The sequence below is a fragment of the Sulfitobacter maritimus genome, assembly GCF_013346665.1.
In the GTDB taxonomy this organism is placed as follows: domain Bacteria; phylum Pseudomonadota; class Alphaproteobacteria; order Rhodobacterales; family Rhodobacteraceae; genus Sulfitobacter; species Sulfitobacter maritimus.
The window spans coordinates 389,360-410,596 of sequence record NZ_JABVBB010000021.1 but is presented as its reverse complement, the minus strand read 5'-3'; the positions used below and the strand labels follow the sequence as shown (position 1 = coordinate 410,596).

General features: G+C 57.3%; 19 protein-coding genes. 15 read left to right on the top strand and 4 right to left on the bottom strand.

The window, feature by feature from the left end; genetic code table 11:
• Positions 1-84: 84 nt before the first annotated feature.
• The 3 genes from HTT03_RS04000 to HTT03_RS03990 form a co-directional block, all read right to left on the bottom strand.
• The gene (locus HTT03_RS04000; protein ID WP_174858571.1) at positions 85-681 is read right to left on the bottom strand and encodes a dimethylsulfonioproprionate lyase family protein; all 597 of its coding nucleotides are present in this window, start codon (positions 679-681) and stop codon (positions 85-87) included.
• A 227-nt stretch (positions 682-908) separates the two neighbouring features.
• Entirely contained in the window at positions 909-2,123 is a 1,215-nt protein-coding gene (locus HTT03_RS03995; protein ID WP_174858570.1) for a M24 family metallopeptidase, read from the bottom strand.
• A gap of 94 nt (positions 2,124-2,217) precedes the next feature.
• Positions 2,218-3,132: a LysR substrate-binding domain-containing protein gene (locus HTT03_RS03990; RefSeq protein ID WP_246253340.1), complete on the bottom strand. Its 915-nt coding sequence runs from the start codon at positions 3,130-3,132 to the stop codon at positions 2,218-2,220.
• Between the two features lie 91 nt (positions 3,133-3,223).
• Here HTT03_RS03990 and HTT03_RS03985 point away from each other — a divergent pair, with 91 nt between their 5' ends.
• The 6 genes from HTT03_RS03985 to HTT03_RS03960 all read left to right on the top strand — a co-directional run bounded on the left by HTT03_RS03985 (position 3,224) and on the right by HTT03_RS03960 (position 9,670).
• Positions 3,224-4,000: a creatininase gene (locus HTT03_RS03985; protein WP_174858569.1), complete on the top strand. Its 777-nt coding sequence runs from the start codon at positions 3,224-3,226 to the stop codon at positions 3,998-4,000.
• Positions 4,001-4,070: 70 nt separating this feature from the next.
• The gene (locus HTT03_RS03980; RefSeq protein WP_174858568.1) at positions 4,071-5,189 is read left to right on the top strand and encodes a polyamine ABC transporter substrate-binding protein; all 1,119 of its coding nucleotides are present in this window, start codon (positions 4,071-4,073) and stop codon (positions 5,187-5,189) included.
• Positions 5,190-5,261: 72 nt separating this feature from the next.
• A complete protein-coding gene (locus HTT03_RS03975) occupies positions 5,262-6,107 on the top strand; it encodes an ABC transporter permease (protein ID WP_174858567.1) in 846 nt (281 codons plus the stop codon).
• Position 6,108: 1 nt separating this feature from the next.
• Positions 6,109-6,906, top strand: a complete 798-nt coding sequence (locus HTT03_RS03970) for an ABC transporter permease (RefSeq protein ID WP_174858566.1) — start codon at positions 6,109-6,111, stop codon at positions 6,904-6,906.
• A complete protein-coding gene (locus HTT03_RS03965) occupies positions 6,903-8,024 on the top strand; it encodes an ABC transporter ATP-binding protein (protein WP_174858565.1) in 1,122 nt (373 codons plus the stop codon). Before HTT03_RS03970 ends, HTT03_RS03965 begins: the two co-directional genes overlap by 4 nt.
• A 71-nt stretch (positions 8,025-8,095) precedes the next feature.
• Entirely contained in the window at positions 8,096-9,670 is a 1,575-nt protein-coding gene (locus tag HTT03_RS03960) for a BCCT family transporter (RefSeq protein ID WP_174858564.1), read from the top strand.
• 38 nt (positions 9,671-9,708) lie between these two features.
• Here the strand turns inward: HTT03_RS03960 and HTT03_RS03955 are convergent, their stop codons facing one another.
• The gene (locus HTT03_RS03955) at positions 9,709-10,695 is read right to left on the bottom strand and encodes a GlxA family transcriptional regulator (RefSeq protein ID WP_174858563.1); all 987 of its coding nucleotides are present in this window, start codon (positions 10,693-10,695) and stop codon (positions 9,709-9,711) included.
• A 129-nt stretch (positions 10,696-10,824) separates the two neighbouring features.
• Here HTT03_RS03955 and HTT03_RS03950 point away from each other — a divergent pair, with 129 nt between their 5' ends.
• The 9 genes from HTT03_RS03950 (at position 10,825) to HTT03_RS03910 (ending at position 21,233) form a co-directional block, all read left to right on the top strand.
• Positions 10,825-12,078, top strand: a complete 1,254-nt coding sequence (locus HTT03_RS03950) for a sarcosine oxidase subunit beta family protein (protein ID WP_174858562.1) — start codon at positions 10,825-10,827, stop codon at positions 12,076-12,078.
• 12 nt (positions 12,079-12,090) lie between these two features.
• Entirely contained in the window at positions 12,091-12,390 is a 300-nt protein-coding gene (locus tag HTT03_RS03945) for a sarcosine oxidase subunit delta (protein WP_174858561.1), read from the top strand.
• On the top strand, positions 12,387-15,389 hold the full coding sequence (locus tag HTT03_RS03940; protein WP_174858560.1) for a sarcosine oxidase subunit alpha: 3,003 nt from the start codon (positions 12,387-12,389) through the stop codon (positions 15,387-15,389). Before HTT03_RS03945 ends, HTT03_RS03940 begins: the two co-directional genes overlap by 4 nt.
• Before the next feature lie 13 nt (positions 15,390-15,402).
• Entirely contained in the window at positions 15,403-15,933 is a 531-nt protein-coding gene (locus HTT03_RS03935) for a sarcosine oxidase subunit gamma (protein WP_174858559.1), read from the top strand.
• Between the two features lie 77 nt (positions 15,934-16,010).
• Positions 16,011-17,285, top strand: coding sequence for a serine hydroxymethyltransferase (gene glyA / locus HTT03_RS03930; protein WP_281361038.1), 1,275 nt, complete (start codon positions 16,011-16,013; stop codon positions 17,283-17,285).
• A 4-nt stretch (positions 17,286-17,289) separates the two neighbouring features.
• Positions 17,290-18,702, top strand: a complete 1,413-nt coding sequence (locus HTT03_RS03925) for an L-serine ammonia-lyase (RefSeq protein WP_174858558.1) — start codon at positions 17,290-17,292, stop codon at positions 18,700-18,702.
• A complete protein-coding gene (gene purU / locus HTT03_RS03920) occupies positions 18,677-19,576 on the top strand; it encodes a formyltetrahydrofolate deformylase (RefSeq protein ID WP_246253368.1) in 900 nt (299 codons plus the stop codon). The genes HTT03_RS03925 and purU overlap by 26 nt, the downstream gene beginning before the upstream one ends.
• A gap of 88 nt (positions 19,577-19,664) precedes the next feature.
• Positions 19,665-20,867 (top strand): MFS transporter, encoded by a 1,203-nt coding sequence (locus HTT03_RS03915; protein WP_174858556.1) that lies wholly within the window; start codon positions 19,665-19,667, stop codon positions 20,865-20,867.
• Positions 20,868-20,978: 111 nt separating this feature from the next.
• Positions 20,979-21,233, top strand: a complete 255-nt coding sequence (locus tag HTT03_RS03910; protein WP_174858555.1) for a hypothetical protein — start codon at positions 20,979-20,981, stop codon at positions 21,231-21,233.
• The last annotated feature ends 4 nt before the right edge of the window (positions 21,234-21,237 follow it).

Here is a 21,237-nt window from a genome sequence, read left to right as displayed (position 1 = left end):
AGCCTGCCCCGTTGTAAAGGTGTTCAACGACGCGCGGTTTGTCTCTTTCGCTCGTCGGTAAAGGATTTGTTAGGAAAATCCGCCCTATGCTCCATGCCACAAGACCCAAAAGGCCAGAATGGGTACGGTAGAGGAGCGCATGGAATGTAGGATGTTTGATGGATTGTAAAACGTGTCGCCTGAGGCGACCTTAACCCATGGCCTATGTCCCTGACGAAAGTCACCGGGGCTGATGACCAGATATGTTTCTTCCGGCTTATGGCGGTGGTCCGGATAGAGGGTGTCAGGACCCACCAGCGATATGCCGAGTGTGACATCGTCTCTGGGTTCAAGGCCGTTCTTGCCAAAGATTACAGCGTTGGCGTGGTTGTCGGTAAAGTTTTCGCTCGCGCCTGTCAGGTCGCCTGCACGTCGCGCCCAATTAAGCGAGGGTTCCAACGCAAAGAACGAGTCCATAAGTCGGGTCAGGTCGGGTGCGTGTAAGGTTTCAGACCCCATGCGTCTGAGTAACTGACATACCGGAAGGCGCTGACTTGGTCGGACAGATTGCGGTTTGACCCCTTCCAGCGCATCAAAGGCTTGATGCAGGGAAGCGAGCGCGCGTGGGTCATTGGTGCGGTGAAAATAAGCCTCTCTAGCTGCGTCTAAAAATGCTTCGAGGCTGGGATCTCTGCTGGTCATAGGTCCCTTTTATCCGAAGCGGATTTTGGCTCAGGCCGTTAAGATGACCGAAGTTCAGTTTGGCTTCTCATCGCTAAAGGGTCCGAGAGATACAGCGAGCCCCGCCCCGCGTAGCACGATAGAATTTCCATTCTGCTGCGACAGCGGGGCGAAAGCAATGATCGCTATGATCAGTGCCAAGATGACACCGATCATAGCGAGATTTCGGGCGATCAAAGTCGCAGGTCTCAATTCTTGATGATGTTGTGTTCGGGACCAAAGGGGAAGCCCGTGATGTTTTCCACTTTGTCTTCGCCAATCACAAGAATGTCGTGTTCCCGATAACCACCAGCGCCGGGCTGACCTTCGGGGATCATCACCATCGGCTCCATCGATACGACCATACCGGGCTTCAGTTCTGTCTCAATATCCTCGCGCAGTTCAACGCCAGCCTCGCGCCCATAGTAATGGCTCAGCACACCAAAGCTGTGACCATAGCCAAAGGAGCGATATTTCAGCAGATCCCACTCGCGGTACATCTCGTTGAGCTCAATTGCGATGTCCATGCAACGCGCACCGGGTTTGATCAGCTCTAGCCCGCGCTCATGCACTTTGACGTTCTTTTCCCAGATATCGAGGCTGGCATCATCCACGTGATCGCAGAACAACGTCCGTTCCAGGGCGGTGTAATAGCCAAAGATCATTGGGAAAGTGTTCAGGCTAAGGATCTCGCCCGACTGCACCTTTTTGTTGGTTACCGGGTTATGCGCACCGTCGGTATTGATGCCCGATTGGAACCAAGTCCAAGTGTCCATCAATTCGACAAAGGGAAATGAATTCGCAATCTCGCGGATCATGGCGTTGATGCCTGCAATCGCCACTTCGTGCTCGGGCACGCCTGCTTTAACAGCGGCTGTCACTGCGGCACCGCCAACATCGGCAACACGTGCGCCTTCTTTGATCAGCTTAATCTCTTCTTCGGATTTGATGGTCCGCATCCACATCGCAGGCTGACCAACGTCCACCAGTTCGACGCCCGGCAGGGCATCCTGGATCATCTGGCGGTATTCGAGCGATACATGATCGTATTCGATCCCGACACGCCGCGCGCCTTTTGTTAGCTGTTGGATCGCGCGGTAGAAATTGTCGCGCCGCCAGTCTGTATAAGTGATGTTATTGCCAAAACTGCGGCGGAAAGGCTGGCCACCGTCGATCCCGGCAGAGATGGTCGTGGCGTTTTTCTGGTCGATGACCATGCCGTATTTCCGGCCGAAATAACAGTAGAGCCAGCCGCTATAGTAATTGATGCAATGGTAAGAGGTGAACAGCGCCGCATCGACGTCATTCTTGCTCATCCATTCGCGCAATTCATTCTGGCGGCGGGCCATCTCACTATCCGAAAATGGCGAAAACTCTTTCTCGCCATTGTGCCACTCCATGACGTGAAGCATGTCATCCAACATAAGAAGTCCTCTCTGCTAACTTTTCTATGCGTTTGACTAGCAGCAGGCCGCGACTGGAGAAAAATCAATTGAAATCATTTAACCATAAGGATCGTTAATGGCGGGACTTTACCGTTTCGGCCCGGGTTCGGGTGGGAATACGGAAGGTAGAGATGTTCTCAGTAATCTTCTCAATGAGCTTTAGCGCCGCGTCTGACATTTTGATGTGTTTATAAAATAGACCGACGTGGATTTTAGACAGGTTCGGAAAACCGTCGCTTTGTGTGAGGATACGCATCCCGGGCTGCATTGTTTTGCGGGTCAATGCTGTCACGCCCATCCCGTCGAGCACCGCCTTTTGCAGCGCCGAAACACCGAGGCTTTCGAATGAAACGCGCCAATCGCGGCCTTCAGTGTCCAAAGCCTCGATCATCCGGCGGCGGTAAAAGCAGCCGTTGGGGTGGGCGATGAGTTTCAGCGGCTGCGTGGGGTCGATCTTATAGTCACGGCTACAGGCCCAAACCGGACGCTCTGACCAATAGACTGAGACATGCGGCGCCGACATCGTGTCGGTGAGCGCGATGGTCAGGTCCAGATCATCAACATGCAAGGCGGACAGAAGATCGACACTGCGGTCACAGCGGATATCAAGCGTAACGTCTGGATTGTTGTGGGAAAATTCAGAAATGATGCTTTGGAAATACTCGATCGAGTAATCCACCGGTAGGCCGACCCTCAGCGTACCGTAAAAGGCAGCTTGCTGGAGGTTGGCAACTGCGCGATCGTTCAGCCGCAGAATCTCTCTAGCGTATCCCAGCAAGGCTTGCCCATTGGGGGTGAGCTCGACTTTCTTGCCTTCATGCAACAGCAACTTAACACCTGCAATTTCTTCTAACCGTTTGATTTGGAGAGAGATCGCAGGCTGGGTTCGGCCCAACACATTGCCTGTTTCGGTGTAGTTGCGCAGGTCAACCACGGTCACAAAAGTACGCAGCAGGTCAGTCTGTAGGTTCGTGAACTTACGCATCATAAATTATCCTTATTCAGTTATTGCTACTATGAATTTTTTGTATTCCGCAAGCTGTCTTAGGCTTTCGTTAACGCAAGATGCAGGGGGATCTATGCCGCGTTCTACCGTTTTCGCAGCCGAAATGGCCTGGCCAGACTATCAAGAGCAGGTGAAAGGCGGCGACGTTCCTATTCTGATTCCGCTCGGCTCGATGGAGCAGCATGGCCACCATATGCCGATGCATGTTGATGTGTTGTTGCCCACAGAATTCGCCCGGCGAGCGGCCGAGGAAGTGGGCGGGCTTGTCGCACCGCCCTTCACCTACGGCTACAAATCACATCAAAAGTCGGGTGGCGGTAATTTCTTCCCCGGCACAACCAGTCTTGATGGGGCAAGCCTCGTTAATGCGCTCAAAGACGTGGTCAAAGAATTCGTGCGCCACGGGGCGCGCAACCTTTGCATTGTGAACGGGCATTTCGAGAACTCTTGGTTTATCACAGAGGCGATCGACCTTGCCCTGCGCGAACTCGACTGGGCCGATATTCATGACGTGAAATTCGTGGTGCTGTCCTATTGGGATTTCGTTGATCAAGCCTCAATCGAAAAGCTCTACCCGAATGGTTTTCACGGCTGGGATATTGAGCATGGGGGCGTTTTGGAAACGTCACTGATGCTTCGGTTGCACCCCGAACTGGTGTCTTTGCAGAATGCGGTTGAACATGCGCCAGCCACATTCCCACCCTATGATGTTTATCCAGCTAAGCCCGATTGGACACCCGCGAGCGGCACCTTGTCTTCCCCCAAAGAAGCCACGGCGGAAAAGGGGGACCTTTTGCTTGAGGTCTGCACCAAGGGGATCGTTAAGGCTCTGCAAGACGAATTTTCCTAAGCCTTTTGAAGATAACCTGCGGATCAATCACGCAGGATAAATAACAAACGACCCAACAAGGAGAAATAGAATGTCTAACAGACTTATCAGACCCAATCGGCGTAGCTTGTTAAAAATTACCGGGGGGGCCGCGCTGGCCACGCCCTTTTTGTCCATTCGCGCCGCGGCGCAGACAACTGAGCTTTCGATGTTGGCGTGGTATGGCCATGCCGAACCGGATATCGTCGGTGAGTTCGAAGAGGCGAATAACGTCAAATTCGTGCCGAAGTATTACACCGGCGGTGACAATATGCTGGGCTTGATTGCGCAATCTCCGCGCGGCACGTTTGATGTCATTCTATCCGACGGGGAATATGTTCAGCAGTTGAATGCCGCAGGCTATATCGAAGAGCTTGACCCCGCGGACTACCCGTTTGACGACTTTTTCCCTGAATTCCAGAAGTTCCCCGGCCACTGGCAAGATGACAAATTGTATTCCGTTATCACGCGTTTCGGCTTCCTTGGGGTTGCCTATAACACCGACACATTCTCGGAAAAAGAAGCCTCAAGCTATGATCTTTTCGCCGATGAGCGCCTGACGGGCAAGCTGGGCCATTTTGATTGGCATCTGCCAAATCTAGGGCAAGCCAGCCTGCATGTCGGCAATCCGTCGCCCTATGACATCGACCAAGCGGCGTGGGAAAAGGTGCAAGAGCATACAATGTCGTTGCGCCGGCAGGCAGGAGGCTTTTTTGACTACGGCGGGACATTCTCATCGCTCGATAATGGTCAAATGCTCGCCTTTGCCGGAATTGGCGATTGGATCACCGGCACGTTGGAGAAAAACGGCAGCCCGGTCCGCAGCGTGATTCCTGAGCAGGGCGGATTGCAATGGACTGAGAGTTTCTCAATCGGCAAAGGCTCTCGCAATCAGGAAATGGCCAAAAAGTGGATCCAGTGGATCACCTCGCCCCAAGGGCAGGCAAAATCCGCGGATATGGCCGCTTATCCTGCGATGATCCCGTCAAAAAAGGGCTGGGAAGTTTTGAACGAGACCAACCTTGCCGAAGCGAAACGGCAGAACATGGTTTTGGGCGAGCGCAACGCGATGGATATGATCCGCGAAGGCTTGATCCAGTATCGCCAGCTTCCGATCCAGCAAAGTTTGGAAGAGTGGAACGACTTCTGGTCAGACTACAAAAGCGCTTGATTGACAGAGACTTGAGAAGCGTGGGCAGACTGCGCTCCTCATCGTCTCACCTGCGAGTCCATGGGATATAATATGACCAAGCGACCGACATTTTTTTCTCTGATCCTGTCACTTCCGCTGCTGATATGGCAGCTGACTTTTTTTCTATTCCCGCTTCTTTTTCTGGTTGCGATCAGCTTCTGGACGGTGCGGAACTTCCAGATGACCCCTGACCTTAATTTCGGGAACTGGGAAAGAGTGTTGTCGCGGGGTGTGTTCTGGGACGCTTACTTGCGTACCTTTATCCTTGCCACGGCGGCTGCGGCGATCACCAGCGCCATTGCTTTTCCGGCCTCCTATGCGATTTCCTTCAAGATGAGCGAGAAGGCAAAGCGCTGGATGATCTTTATCCTTATCATCCCGTTTTTCACCAGCTACCTCGTGCGCGTCTATTCTTTGCAGGTGTTTCTATCTGACGCAGGGATCATAAACGCCGCATTCGCCTATATCGGGCTTGGCCCATTTTCGATGTTGAACAACGCGTTTGGCGTGATCGTGGGCATGGTAACGCTTACTCTGCCGCTGGTTATTCTTTTGCAGACCTTCAGTCTGAATTTTGTAAACCGGGACCTTATCGAAGCTGCGCATAATCTGCGCTGCGGGCGGCTTCGGACGGTTTTCGCGGTGATCGCGCCCTCTGCCAAAGTTGGTCTGGTCATTGCGGCGCTATTTTCTTTTATTCTTAGCTTTGGGGATTTCGTGAGCCCGCTTTATCTCGGCGGTGGCAATCCGCCTACGCTGTCGATCATGATCACAGACTTCACCAAATCAGGCCAGCAATGGCCCCGCGCGGCGGTCGTGGCGATCATGATGATTGCCACACTTCTGACGACAGCTTTTGCAGCTATCACTTACGCTTACAAAGAGCGGGGCAAGTAAAATGGGCAATGAAAACCGGATTATCAACGGCCTGCTGAAGCTGCATATCGTCCTATGCCTGTTGTTCATTTTTGCGCCAATCGCGGGGAGTTTCGTCTTTTCGCTCAACTCCGACCGGTTCCCATCGCTGCCGCTTGGGACATTCTCGACCGATTGGTATCGTGCGATCTGGGAGGATCCGTTGGTCTGGCAGGGTTTTGGCAATACGCTGATTGTTGGTCTGACCGTCGCGGTGATCGCCACGCTCCTAGGATTTGGCGGCGCTTACACGGACTTTCGGTATAACTTCACTGGTAAGTCAATCTACGTGGCGCTGGCGCTGCTGCCGCCGACCATTCCGGTGGTGATTATGGGGCTTGCGATGTTGGCCTTCCTCAGCCGCATCAACCTATCTGGCACGACCATTTCTGTCATCATTGCACATGGGGTGATGTGCGCGCCCTTTGCCATGGCGATTATCCGGCTTCGGTTGTCGCAAATGGACCCTGACCTTGAAGCGGCATCGTGGAATATGGGCGGGAACCAATGGCAGACTCTGCGCTATGTCATCATTCCCTTCGCCAAACCGGCGATTTTTGCGGCGCTCTTTATCACCATGGCGGTGTCATTCGATGAGTTTGCGGTCGCGTGGTTTGTCTCGGGGCTGAACGAGACTTTGCCGGTCAAGATCCTCGGCTTTTTGCAAGGGCAAGTAAGCCCACGGATCAACGCCATTGGGTCTCTCGCCTTCCTCAGTTCCATGACCCTGATCATTCTGGCCCAGCTTTTGCTGCGCAGCCCTGAGGACCAAAAGAAATGAAAGTGGATACACAGATGGAAGTTCAGTCTGAAGCGATCGTTCGGTTCGACAATGTGGTAAAGCGGTTCGGGAGTTTTGTGGCTGTCAAAAAGGCCGATTTTGAGATTGGCCGGGGCGAGTTCCTTGCAATCATGGGCTCGTCTGGCTGTGGCAAGACGACGACGCTGCGCATGTTAGCCGGGCTGGAGGACCCCAGTGAGGGCGCGATCTACCTCGACGGTGAAAAGGTCAACGGCAAGGCCACATGGGACCGCGACACGCCGATGGTCTGGCAATCGCTGGCCTTGTTCCCGTTCCTGACGGTGCAAGAAAACGTCGAATTCGCGCTTAAGATGCGCGGAGTCGGTAAAGAAGAGCGCCGCCGCCGGGCCGAAAAATGGCTGGAAAAGATGCAAATCACAGAGTTCGCCAGCCGGAATATTAATCAACTGTCGGGCGGGCAAAAGCAACGCGTCGCCTTGGCCCGCGCCTTGGTGACCGAGCCGAAAATTCTGTTGCTCGACGAGCCGCTGTCCGCCCTTGATGCGCATTTGAAAGTGCGGATGCAGGCCGTTTTGTCGAACCTGCAAAAGGACCTTGGCATTACTTTTGTGTATGTGACCCATTCCATGTCCGAAGCCTTTTCGATGGCCGACCGGGTGGTGATCATGAGCCGGGGACAGATCGAACAGATCGGCACGCCAGAGGAAATCTACCGCGAACCCTATAACCGTTTCGTGGCGGAGTTTTTGGGCTCTGCGAATATCTTTGACGGGACGGTTGCAGGACCGTCGGGCGCAGATGGATGGCGGGTTACCTTTGACGGGGGCGAGACCGTCTTGCCCAAGGCCGAGTTGCCAGACGCATCGGCGGGGCAGGCCGTGACCTTTATTGTCAGCGCGGAGAACATGCAGCTCAGTCGGCCCGACGCGGGGCAAGACGGCATTGCCGCGACGATTGCGGGCGAAGAATTCATCGGTGGCACGGCGATGCTATTTTTGGAGACGGACACAGGCCAAGAGCTTAAGGTGCAAAAATCGCATGACGAACTGGCTTTGCTGAACCGTCAGGCGGGCGCCAAGCTGGTCGTCCATTGGGCAGCGGAGCACTGCCATATTCTGCCGGGTGAAAATAAGTGACCTGACTAAAAGCGTTAGACGGTGAGCAGGGGGAGCCGCTTTTCGTTTTTTCGATCACAGGGAGGAAAATTGTGATTATTCGATCGGGAGTATTCAGGGGAGCGAACCCGTATTCGTCGTTAATATCGGCCGGGATCATTCTGCTGTTTGTCTTTTTGGTGCTTGCCTTTCCAACGGATTCCGCCGCTTGGATCGACAGCGCCCGGACCTTTGTCACCTTTTATTTTAACTGGTGGTATGTCCTTCTGTCCTGCGTCTTTTTGATCTTTCTGGTGGGGATTGCCGTCAGTAAATACGGCGCTCTCAGGCTAGGTGACGAGAATGAGCGGCCAAAGTATAGCTATTTCACTTGGTTTGCGATGCTCTATGCGGCGGGACAGGGGATTGGGATCATCTTTTGGTCCATCGCAGAACCGATGTTTCACTACACGGGCGGCACGCCCTTCGCAGAGGGGACCAGCAACGCGGTCGCCGCGGATATGGCGCTTCAGGTCAGTTTCTTTCACTGGGGACTGAATGCCTGGGCCATTTATTGCATTGTTGCCCTGGCGCTTTGTCTGGTCAGCTACCGTCTGAAGAAACCGTTGGGCATCCGCTACACGCTCTATCCGCTTTTCGGTGACCGTGTCGAAGGCGGGCTTGGCGTGGTGATTGATGTGATTGCGGTCTTTGCGACCATCTTTGGCATCGCGACCTCTTTGGGACTGGGTGTTACCCAGATTAACGCGGGGCTGAACCATATCTGGGAGGTTCCGATCACAGAGGCGGTGCAGTTGATCTTGATTGCCGTGATCACCGGCGTAGCGCTCTGCTCGGTGCTGTCTGGCCTTGATCGCGGCATCAAATGGCTGTCTCAGGTTAACATGTGGTTGACCATCCTGCTCTTGGTCTTCTTTTTCGCATGGGGGCCGACAAGGTATCTGCTGGTTAGTCTTGGCGAAGCCACGCTGTCCTATGTGACGAACCTCTTCCGGTTTAATGTCTTTGTTGAAAGTGTTCCCGCTGATGCGACCAATTGGCAGGCGATGTGGCAGGGGTGGTGGACCACATTCTATTGGGGTTGGTGGATTTCTTGGGCGCCTTTCGTTGGTGTGTTTGTGGCGCGGGTTTCGCGGGGCAGAACAGTTCGGGAATTCATCTTTGGCGTGGTCGGTGTCTCATCGCTCCTGTCGTTTGTCTGGATCGTGGCCTACGGTGGCACAGCGCTTTGGGCTGAGCTTTTTGGGCCGGGCGGCGTGTCTGACGCGGTGAATGCGAATATCTCGATGGCGCTCTTTGCGACCTTTGAGGCGATGGACGTCGGCGCGATTGCTGTTGTCGCGGGCGTGATTGGTACGATCCTTGTGACCACTTACTTCGTCACCTCATCGGATTCCGGCACGCTGGTTGTGGCGACAATCCTCAGCGAAGGGAACGAGAACCCGCTGTTCCGTCACCGTATTCTTTGGGGGACATTCGAAGGCGTAGTGGCGGCCGTTTTGTTGGTGGCCGGAGGCAGCGCAGCGCTTAGCACGTTGCAGACCGCAGCGATCATCGCAGCTTTGCCGTTCTCGGTCATCATGGTGCTGATGTGTTTCGCCATTCTGCGCTGCCTGTCGCGGGAACATTCCAAAGACGGAATCACCACGGCACATTCGGCAATCTAAGCCTTTTGGATCGACGGGCGTGGGTTGCGCCCGCCGATCTACATTTCCGGTTCAAGAAGGCAGGCTTTCTGCCGCCAAGCCTCCGGCGGAGACCCTTCTCGACCGCGAAACACCTTTCCGAAATGCGAAGCATCACAGAACCCGGTCGCCGCGGCAATGTCGGTCACCGTCCGGTCCGTACCGCGCAATAGGTGACGCGCCACATTCAGCCGCACCGAGATGCCCGCTTCGGCAGGCGACAGTTGCAGCGCTTCCTCAAAATGCCTTTCCAGACGCCTGCGGCTGACTTTTAGCCGTTCGGCCAATTGGCCCACCGTCAGCGGGGTGGCTACATTCTGACGTATCAAATGCAGCGCTTTACGCACCAATTTGTCGGAGGTGTTGTATTCCAAAGGCAGACCCGGCTGCGGGTTCTCGGGGGTCTGGGCTTCGTCGATAATCATGATGTTCAGGCTTTTGCGCGCTGCGGCCTGTCCGATATGCCGGTCCACGAGAAACGCCGCCAGATGCGCGGAGCTCGCCCCGCCCGAGCAGGTCATCCGGTCGCGGTCGACGACGAAAATCTGGTCGGAGACGGGAATAAGCTCCTCAAACTGCTCTAGAAAATCGTCATGATGAAACCAGCTTACGCAGCAGCGGTAACCGTCCATCAATCCGGCGCGGTGGAGAATAAACGCGCCGGTGCAGACACCAATGATCGGCACATCGGCCCGCGCGCAGCGCTTGAGGTATTCAATATAGACCGGGTTGAGGTCCTGCATCGCGGGGATCAGCCCGCCGACGACGACGATGTAATCAAACTCGCGCGGATCGCCCAGTCGTTCATCGGGCTGCACCGGAATCCCGCAGCTTGACACTGTTGGGTCCATCGTCACCGAAAGCACGCGCCAAGAGCAGCGGATCGGGCGTGATCTGTCGCCTTCGTCCGCCGCGAGGCGCAGCACATCGACGAAGTTTGCGAATGCCGACAGCGTGAATTGACGGGCCAGAATAAAGCCGACTCTCAGCGCGGGTTTTGAGGACATTTAGCGGATTCCTAAAAGCGATCACTGGCGCGAATATACCATGCTTTTGGCGCAAAGATACAATGAGAAATTTCGCCCTTTCGCCAAGGTCAGTTTAACGGCTCCCTTCTTTCATTCGAGGTTCTGAAAATGACCCATTTCTCTGCAATGTCGCTGCTCAAAAATGCGCTAACCGGCCATAAGAATTGGCCGGAGCAGTGGCCCGACAAACAGCCCAAGGACGAATACGACGTCATCATCGTCGGGGCAGGCGGTCATGGGCTGGGCGCGGCTTACTACTTGGCCAAAGAGCATGGCATCACCAATGTCGCGGTCATTGAAAAAGGCTGGCTTGGCGGTGGCAACACCGGGCGGAACACGACGATCATCCGCTCGAACTACCTCTATGACGAAAGCGCCAAGCTTTATGACCATGCGCTCGATCTTTGGGAAAACCTATCGACCGAGCTGAACTACAACGTCATGTACTCCAAACGGGGCGTCATGATGCTGGCCCATAACGTCCATGACGTGCAGAGCTTCCAGCGCCACATTCACGCCAACCGTCTGAACGGGGTCGACAACCGGTGGCTGACGCCGGAGCAGGCCAAGGCCTTCTGCCCACCGCTCAACATCTCGCCTGATGCGCGCTATCCGGTGATGGGCGCTGCCTTGCAAAAACGCGCTGGCACCGCGCGGCATGATGCGGTTGCCTGGGGCTATGCGCGGGCCGCGGCGAAGCGTGGCGTCGATATCATTCAGAACTGCCCGGTGATCGCGATCCGACGCGCCGCCGATGGCTCGGTTGAGGGGGTCGACACGGCCAAGGGCTTTATCAAAGCCAAGAAGGTCGCGGTTTCGGCTGCGGGCCATACCTCGGTCGTGATGGACAGCGCGGGCGTGCGGATGCCGCTGGAAAGCTACCCGTTGCAAGCGCTGGTCTCGGAGCCGGTGAAACCCGTTTTCCCCTGTGTTGTCATGTCTAACACCGTGCACGCCTATATCAGCCAGTCCGACAAGGGCGAGTTGGTCATCGGCTCTGGCACCGATCAATACACCAGCTATTCCCAACGGGGCGGGTTGCCGCTGATCGAGCATACGGTTTCCGCGATTTGCGAGGTCTTTCCGATATTCAACCGGATGCGAATGCTGCGCAAATGGGGGGGTATCGTTGATGTTACGCCGGACCGCTCAGCCATTCTTGGGAAAACCCCCGTCAAGGGGCTTTACGTTAACTGCGGCTGGGGCACGGGCGGGTTCAAGGCGACACCGGGGGCCGCGCATACCTTGGCCTATACCGTCGCTAAGGACGAGCCGCACCCGATCAATGCGCCCTTCACACTCGAACGTTTCACAACTGGCCGTCTGATTGACGAGGCCGCCGCGGCAGCCGTGGCGCACTGAGGAGACCCTGATATGCTACTGATCCATTGCCCCTATTGCGATGATACGCTGCCCGAACTGGAATTCGCCTATGCGGGCGAGGCGCATATCGTGCGGCCCGAAGATCCCTCGAAGCTCAGCGACGAAGAATGGCGCGATTTTCTGTTCATTCGCACCAACGTCAAAGGCGTCCACGCTGAGCGCTGGCGGCACATCAACGGCTGCGGACGCTTCTTCAACGCGCTGCGCGACACCGTCAGCGACCGTTTTCTGACCACCTATAAGGCAGGCGAAGCCCGGCCCGATATGACACAGCTGGAGGCAGCAGAATGACAAAGTACCGCGTAAAGGGCAAAGGCCGGGTCAACCACGCAAAACCGGTGTCTTTCACCTTTGATGGGGACCGGTTCGAGGGTGTTGAAGGGGATACCGTCGCATCCGCTCTGCTCGCCAATGGCGTGCATCTGATGGGCCGCAGTTTCAAGTACCACCGCCCGCGCGGTGTGGTCACGGCGGGATCGGAAGAGCCAAATGCGCTCATCGGCACCACACGCGGCAAAGGACAGTTCGAGCCGAACACCCGCGCCACGATGCAAGAGATTTATCCGGGGCTGAAAACCGAGAGCCAGAACAAATGGCCCTCGCTGGCCTTTGACCTCGGCGCGATCAACGACCGTCTCTATATGCTGTTCTCTGCCGGGTTTTATTACAAGACCTTCATGTGGCCGCGCAGCTTTTGGGACTCGGTCTACGAGCCCTTCATTCGCAAGGCCGCCGGTCTGGGCAAGGCCCCGAGTGAGGTCGACCCCGACAGCTATGCCAGCCGCTATCTGCATTGTGACGTCTTGGTGGTCGGCTCTGGCCCCTCGGGCATTGCTGCGGCGTTGTCTGCCGGGCGGGCTGGGTCCAAGGTGGTGCTGCTGGACGAACATGCCGAAATGGGCGGCACGCTTTTGTCAGAACCATCGATCACCATTGACGGCAAAGAGGCTTGGGATTGGTTGGAAGCTGCGCTGGCGGAACTTGACAATCTGCCCAACGTGACCCGCATGACCCGCACCACGGCGATGGGCTACTACCACCAGAACATGATCGGGCTGGTGCAAAAGCTGACTGATCACCTTGCTGATGCGCCGACCGCCGCGCCGCGCGAACGTATGTGGCGGGTGCGTGCGCAGGAGGTCGTATTGGCCCAGGGTGCCATCGAACGCCCGATGGTCTTTCACGGCAATGACACCCCCGGCATTATGATGGCAGGCGCGGCACAGACCTTCCTGAACCGCTTTGGCGTCTTGGTGGGAGAGAACCCTGTTGTTCTGACCAGTCACGACAGCGCGTGGTATAGCGCCTTTGACATGGCCGATGCCGGGGCCAATGTGGTGGCTATCGTCGATACGCGGCCCGAAGTCCCTGCCGCCTTGGTGCAGCAAGCCATGAAGCGCGGGATCGACACATTGGTGGGGCATACGGCCACCGGCGCAAAAGGGCGTTTGCGGGTCAAAGCACTGCGTGTCAATCCGGTCCGGCACGGGAAAGTCGGCCCGGCGCAAATGCTGAACTGCGATGCAGTTCTGGTCTGCGGCGGCTGGACCCCATCGCTGCATCTTTTCTCGCACACCAAAGGCTCGCTGCACTGGGACCCCGAAGCGAAAGTCTACCTGCCGGGCCACAAGACTGAGAACGTCCATATTGCGGGCGCGGGCCGTGGCCTCTGGGGCATTGCCGCGGCGCTTGAGGACGGCGCGAAGGCTGGCACGGACGCGGTGAAAGCCTTGGGACGTATGACCGGAACCGCCACCTATGAGGTGTCCAACGACCGGGCCGGGACGGGGATCACGCAAAAGGAACTGCCGACCGACCGCAGCGCGGGCAAGGCCAAGGCCTTTGTCGACTTCCAGAACGACGTGACAGCCAAGGACATTCGCCTTGCGGTGCGCGAGGGCATGAAGTCGATCGAGCATGTTAAACGCTACACCACGAATGGCATGGCCACGGATCAGGGCAAATTGTCCAACATGAACGGGCTGACCATCGCCTCTGACGCGCTTGGCAAAGAGGCGCCGCAGGTCGGGCTCACCACCTTCCGCCCGCCTTATACGCCCACCACTTTCGGCGCGTTTGCGGGGTATCACAAAGGCAAGCATTTTGAAGTCACGCGGCGCACGCCGATTGACAGTTGGGCCGAAGAACACGGCGCGGCCTTTGAGCCGGTAGCGCTCTGGCGGCGGGCTTGGTATTTCCCCCAAGCGGGGGAGGACATGCACAAGGCCGTAGCGCGGGAGTGTAAGGCGACCCGTGAAAGCGTCGGCATTTTCGATGCGTCAACGCTTGGCAAGATCGAAGTCTCCGGCCCTGATGCCACCGAATTCATGAACCGCATGTACACCAATCCCTGGACCAAACTGGGCGTCGGTCGCGCCCGCTATGGCCTGCTTTTGGGAGAGGATGGCTTCATCCGCGACGACGGTGTGATTGGCCGGATGCGCGATGATCTGTTCCATGTCACCACCACCACCGGGGGTGCGGCACGGGTGCTCAACATGATGGAGGATTACCTTCAGACCGAATGGCCTGATCTCAAGGTCTGGCTGACCTCAACCACAGAGGAATGGGCGACCATCGCGCTCAACGGTCCCAATGCCCGCAAACTGCTGGCGCCCTTCGTTGAGGGGGCCGATATCTCGGCCGAGGCAATGCAGCATATGTCAGTGGTCGAATGCACCGTTGGCGGCTTCCCGGCGCGGCTCTTCCGGATCAGCTTTACCGGCGAGTTGGGGTTCGAGATCAATGTCCCGGCGCGGCACGGCAAAGCGCTGTGGGAGAAGCTCTGGGCGGCAGGACAGCAATACGACATCTGCCCCTATGGCACAGAAACGATGCACGTTCTGCGGGCCGAGAAGGGTTTCATCATCGTCGGGCAAGACACCGACGGCACGGTTACCCCGCTCGATGCCGGCATCGGCTGGGCGATTGGCAAGAAGAAACCGGACTTTGTCGGCAAACGCTCGCTTGAGCGGCCCGATATCGTGGCACCCGGGCGTAAGCAATTGGTTGGCCTGTTGACCGATGACCCGAAGACCGTGCTGACCGAAGGGGCGCAGATCGTAGATGATCCGAACCAGCCCAAGCCGATGAAGATGATCGGCCATGTGACCTCTTCCTATTGGTCCGAAGCGCTTGGCCGCTCCATCGCGATGGCGGTGGTCGAAGGGGGCTTCGACCGGATGGATCAGACCCTCTACCTTCCCGGCGAGTCCGGCAAACCGATCACGGCGAAAGTCACCTCAACCATGTTCTACGACCCTGCGGGCGACCGCTTGAAGGTCGAATAAGGAGGACGAGACCATGAATGCACCAGTAACTTCTTTCGATGCAGTGAGTGTCACGCTTTTGCCCCCTGTGGCGCGGTTCAACCTTCGCATTGACCCCAAGGACCTCTCCGCCGCTGCTTCTGCCTTTGGCCTGACCCTTCCGACCAAGATCGGGGAGGGGGCGCAAAACGGGGACCGCGCCGCCTATTGTATGGGGCCGGATGAATGGCTGCTTCACGCGGCAGAAAGCGACCAACAGGCGATTGTCTCTGCTTTTGACAAGGTGCGCGCCACTACGCCGCACAGTCTGGTGGTGATCTCTGACCGGGAGTTGACCTTGAGCATCAAGGGGCCAGCGGCTGCCGAACTGTTGTCGGTTGGCTGTCCCATTGATCTGTCACGTCTGCCGATTGGCGGGGCCAAACGCACCGTTTTTGACTATGCGCAGGTCGTGCTGATCCGCGATGCGGAGGAGGCTTTCCGGCTCGAAGTCTGGCGCTCCTACATGCCGCATGTGCAGGGCATACTTGAGATCGCAACGCGCGAGTTTGCCGCCGGCTACTAAGGCTTCGCCACATTTCAACAATGCCGCGCTCTCTGACGGGAGCGCGCTCTTCCCGAGTGTTCGAAAGGATATTTGTCATGCTTATGACCGTTGATAAAAACCAGATTACCGACACCGCCGTGGCCGATGCGGTCAGCCACGAGCTTGACCGTCAGCAGAACCAGATCGAGCTGATCGCGTCAGAAAACATCGTGAGCCGCGATGTGCTGCGTGCACAAGGATCGGTGCTGACCAATAAATACGCCGAAGGCTATCCGGGGCGGCGCTACTACGGCGGCTGCGAGCATGTGGATACGGTCGAGCAAATCGCCATCGACAGAGTGAAAGAACTCTTCGGCGCGGGCTTTGCCAATGTGCAGCCCCATTCCGGAGCGCAGGCCAATCAGGCGGTGTTCCTTGCCCTGCTGCAGCCGGGCGATCGGATCATGGGACTGGATCTGGCGCACGGCGGCCATCTGACCCACGGCTCGCCGGTCACCATGTCGGGCAAATGGTTCGATGTGGTCAGCTACGAAGTGTCAAAGGACGATCACCTGATCGACATGGACAATGTGCGCAAAGTCGCGCAGGAGACCAAGCCAAAGCTCATCATCGCCGGAGCATCGGCCTATCCACGGCATATGGATTTCGCCGCCTTCCGCGCCATCGCGGATGAGGTGGGCGCCTATCTGATGGTCGATATGGCGCATTACGCGGGGCTGATCGCCGCCGGTCACTACCCGGACCCGGTGCCCCATGCCCATGTCGTGACATCGACCACCCATAAGACCCTGCGCGGCCCCCGCGGCGGGATCATTCTGACCAATGACGAAGCGCTCGCCAAAAAGTTCAACTCCGCTGTTTTCCCCGGCAACCAGGGCGGGCCGCTCATGCATGTGATCGCTGCCAAGGCGGTGGCCTTTGGCGAAGCGCTCGCCCCGTCGTTCAAACAATACGCACAAGATGTGATCGCCAATGCGCGTGCCTTGTCCGAGGTGCTGGTCGCGGGCGGGCTTGGCGTGGTCTCTGGCGGCACGGATTGCCACATGGTGCTGGTCGATCTGCGCCCAAAAGGGGTTACCGGCAAGGTCGCGGAAATCGCGCTCGAACGCGCGGGCCTGACCTGCAACAAAAACGCGATCCCCTTTGATCCTGAAAAACCTTTCGTGACCTCGGGCGTGCGGCTTGGCACCTCTGCTGGCACCACGCGCGGCTTTGGCGAAGCGGAGTTCCGCAAGGTTGGTGAACTGGTCCTGCGGGTGATCGACGCACTGGCCGATAGCCCCGAAGGCGATGCCGAAGTCGAAGCGGCGGTGCTGAAAGAGGTGCAGGCGCTTTGTGCGGCTCATCCGATCTACGCCGACGGCGTCTAGCCCGATGTTTCTGTCCGTCTTTGATATCTTCAAAATCGGCGTTGGCCCTTCATCGTCTCATACGATGGGGCCGATGACCGCCGCCGCGCGGTTTCTGGACGATCTGCGCGGCGGGGCGGAGAAAATCCCCGGTGCGGGCACCCTGACCCGTCTCGGCGCGTCCCTGCACGGTTCGCTCGCCTTTACCGGCAAAGGCCATGCGACCGACCGGGCGGTGATCCTTGGGCTGCTTGGCTACTCGCCGCAAACGCTTGAGCCAGACGCCGCCGAAGCGTTGGAGGCGGAGGTTCGCGCCTCCAAACGCATCAGCCCGCCGGGACTGGGAACCTTGGACTTTGATCCCGACAAAGATCTGGTTTTTGACTATGGCCCGCCTTTGCCGGGCCATGCGAACGGGCTGGTGCTGCGTGCCTTTGACGAGCGCGGCAATCCCTATCTCACGCAGACCTATTACTCCGTAGGCGGCGGCTTTGTCGTGACGGATGCAGAGCTGAGGGCGCAAAAGGACGCAAAATCACAGCCCCAACAGGCAACCCGCGCTTATCCCTATCCCTTTGGCTCAGCGGCTGAGATGCTGCAGATGGGCGCGGAAGCGGGCAAGACCATCGCCGAGATGAAGCGTGCTAACGAATGTGCGCATCAGGCCATTCAACCGCGCGAATTGTCGACCCAGATCAAAGGCGTCTGCGACGTCATGAACGCCTGTATCGACCGCGGTTTGCAACTCGACGGTCTTTTGCCGGGCGGGCTGAGTGTCAAACGCCGTGCCAAAGCCATTCACCAACAGCTTCTGGCCGAGAGCGGGAGCAACCAACGCCAACCTCATGCATCCAACGATTGGTTATCGGTCTACGCGATGGCGGTGAACGAAGAAAACGCGGCAGGGGGGCGGGTCGTTACCTCACCCACCAACGGCGCGGCGGGGGTGGTGCCCGCTGTGGTGCGCTACTACCGCGACCACTGCATTGGCGCGTCAGATGCGGGGGTGGAAACGATGATGCTCACCGCCGCCGCAATTGGCGGATTGATCAAACATCGCGCTTCAATCTCGGGCGCGGAATGTGGCTGTCAGGCTGAAGTCGGAAGCGCCTCTGCCATGGCCGCCGCGGGGCTCTGCGCGGCGTTAGGTGGCAGCAACGCCCAGATCGAGAACGCTGCCGAAATCGCACTGGAACACCATCTTGGCATGACCTGCGATCCGGTTGCGGGGCTGGTGCAAGTGCCCTGCATTGAGCGCAACGGACTGGGGGCCATCAAGGCCGTGAGCGCGGCCAGTCTCGCGCTGCGCGGCGACGGGACACATTTCATGCCGCTCGACAATTGCATCGAAACCATGCGCCAGACCGGCGAAGACATGAACACAAAATATAAGGAGACGAGCCTTGGAGGCCTTGCCGTTAACTTGCCCGAATGCTGAGAAACCGACCGCTGGCATCCCAAGCGAGCGCCGTTTCATCTTAAACCTGACCTGCAAGGCCGAGCCGGGGATCGTGGCGGCTGTGACCAATGTGCTTGCAGGGCATGGCGCAAACCTTGTGGAAACAGCGCAGTTCTGGGACCGTCCAAGCGGTCGGTTCTTTTTGCGTCTGGCCTTTAACGGGGCGGAAGGGACAACCGCCGCTAAGATCGAAACGGCCCTCGCGCCGGTGGTCACACGTTTTGATATGCAGATGAGCCTAACCGATGCGGCGCGCAAACCTCGGGTGCTGATTATGGTATCGCGCTTTGATCATGCGCTGCTGCATCTGCTGTATCAGGTTCGCGTGGGTTGGTTGAACGCTGAGGTTGTGGGGGTTGTCTCGAACCACCCCGAAGCTGCGCGGGTCGCGGCGCAAGAGGGGCTGCCGTTTTACCACATTCCTGTCAGTCGAGACACCAAGGCCGAAGCCGAAGCGGCGCTGATGCAACTTGTGGATGAAAGCAATGTCGATCTTGTCGTCTTGGCCCGTTATATGCAGGTGCTGTCCGACGATCTGTCGCGCAAGCTGTCGGGGCGGGTCATCAATATTCACCATTCGTTTTTGCCCAGTTTCAAAGGGGCGAAACCCTATCACCAAGCCCATGAACGTGGGGTGAAGATGGTCGGTGCCACCGCGCATTACGTGACCGCTGACCTTGATGAAGGGCCGATCATCGAACAAGAGGCCGAGCGCGTGGTCCATTCGATGACCCCCGATGATCTGGTCGCTGTAGGCCGCGATATTGAATCGCGTGTTCTGGCGCGAGCGGTGAAATTGCATCTCGAAGGGCGCGTTATGCTCAACGGGCAGCGCACGGTTGTGTTTTCATAGCCAAAAATCGCGCGGAATTCGACGCAGCAGGAGATAAAGCTTTCCTGATGCGGGGCGACCTATAGACTAGGTATTTTAAGGTTTTCTCATGAACCGACCATTGCTCTTTGCGTTGTATCTGATCGCAATTTTCCTGCAAGCAGGTGCCTACGGTTTGACCTTTCTGCTTCCGCGGCTTTTTGACAGTTTCGGCGCCAATGAAAAAGTGGTCGGGGGCATGTTGTTTGCGACCACTATCGCGACCCTCGTAACGGTCTATTTCTCTGGGCATCTGTCCGATCTTTTCGGACGCCTACGCACGCTCAGCGGCGCCTGTCTTGCGATCTCGCTGTCGCTCTTTCTGTTTGGGTACATCGACACGGTCGGCGTTGGGCTGGTCGTCGCCAGCTTGCTGATGGGGTTTGGCTGGGGGCTGACTTATTCGCTTGGCCCGATCGTTCTGTCGCGCCTTGTGACAGTCGCCGACCGGGTGCGCTATTTCACGCTATTGTCGGCTTTCAACATGGCTGGCTTTGGCTTATCGCCCGTTCTCGCCTCGGCTCTTGAAGGGGCCGGCTATTCGGTGCGCTTTGCCTTTTACCTTACGGGAGCGCTCTGCATCATCAGTGCGGTGTTGTTTTACCTGTTGGATCATCCGATTAAAGCCCATGCCATCAGCCCACGCCCGGAAGCGCCGTCGCGTATCACCCTTCGCGCCTTGTCCGGGGTCGTCAGATCCCGGTCCTTGCTGCCGATCACAATGATCTGTCTGGGCGCCAGCGTGTTTGCGGGGATGATCAACTTTCAGACTGTTTTCGCCGATGCGAGGGGGTTGGACTATGCCAACTTCTTTCTGGTCTATACCGCGACTGTCGTCTTCTTCCGGCTGATTTTGGCGCGGTTCAGGGGCGGCGATAACCCCTATCGGACAATCGCCTTTTTGCTATGTGTCATGGGGACAAGCGTGGTTTTGTTTATCTTTAGCAGCACGAGCGTGCCGCTTTATCTGCTGGTGGCCGTGCTCTTTGGCATTGGCTACGGGGTGTCCTATCCGATCCTGGTGACCGCTGCAGCCAATGACGCCCAAGAGGACCTCAGCGCACAGACCCTGCAACTCTTTGCTCTGACTTATTTTATTGGGATTTTCGGCTTCCCGCTGATCGCAGGCTGGATGATCGTCGAGGTAGGCGCGCGCCCGCTGTTGATCCTGATCGCGCTGCTTGCTTTTACCGAGGCGGCGATGGCTGTGCGGCGGTCATTAAGCGAGGCGCGGGCCGCTCGCGCGTCCGAGCTGCGCTCGGTCAAAGGTTGACGGTTTCGCGCGCGACCCCATCTGATAGAAAGGCGCTTGGCACCTGAGGGCGGCCTGTCACTGCATCAGATCGCCCCTGTGCCAACGCCATTCCGCAACCAAGGAGCCTACATGGAACCCCAATTGATCGCTGCATTGATTCTGCTCCCGATTACGATCGTCTTTGTCTACGCAGGCATTCACGAGTATCGGCGCTATAAATCTGAGGGCAAAGCGACCTATGGGTTGGTCTATAACGAGGAAACCGGGACCACCCATGTCTCGGGCATTGCTGAAGACGAGGAGGCCTTTGATCCCGGTGACTTTGATCCCAGTGATTATAACGATCCCGAAACCAAGTCAGACAGCGATCCGGATAAGACCTGACGGT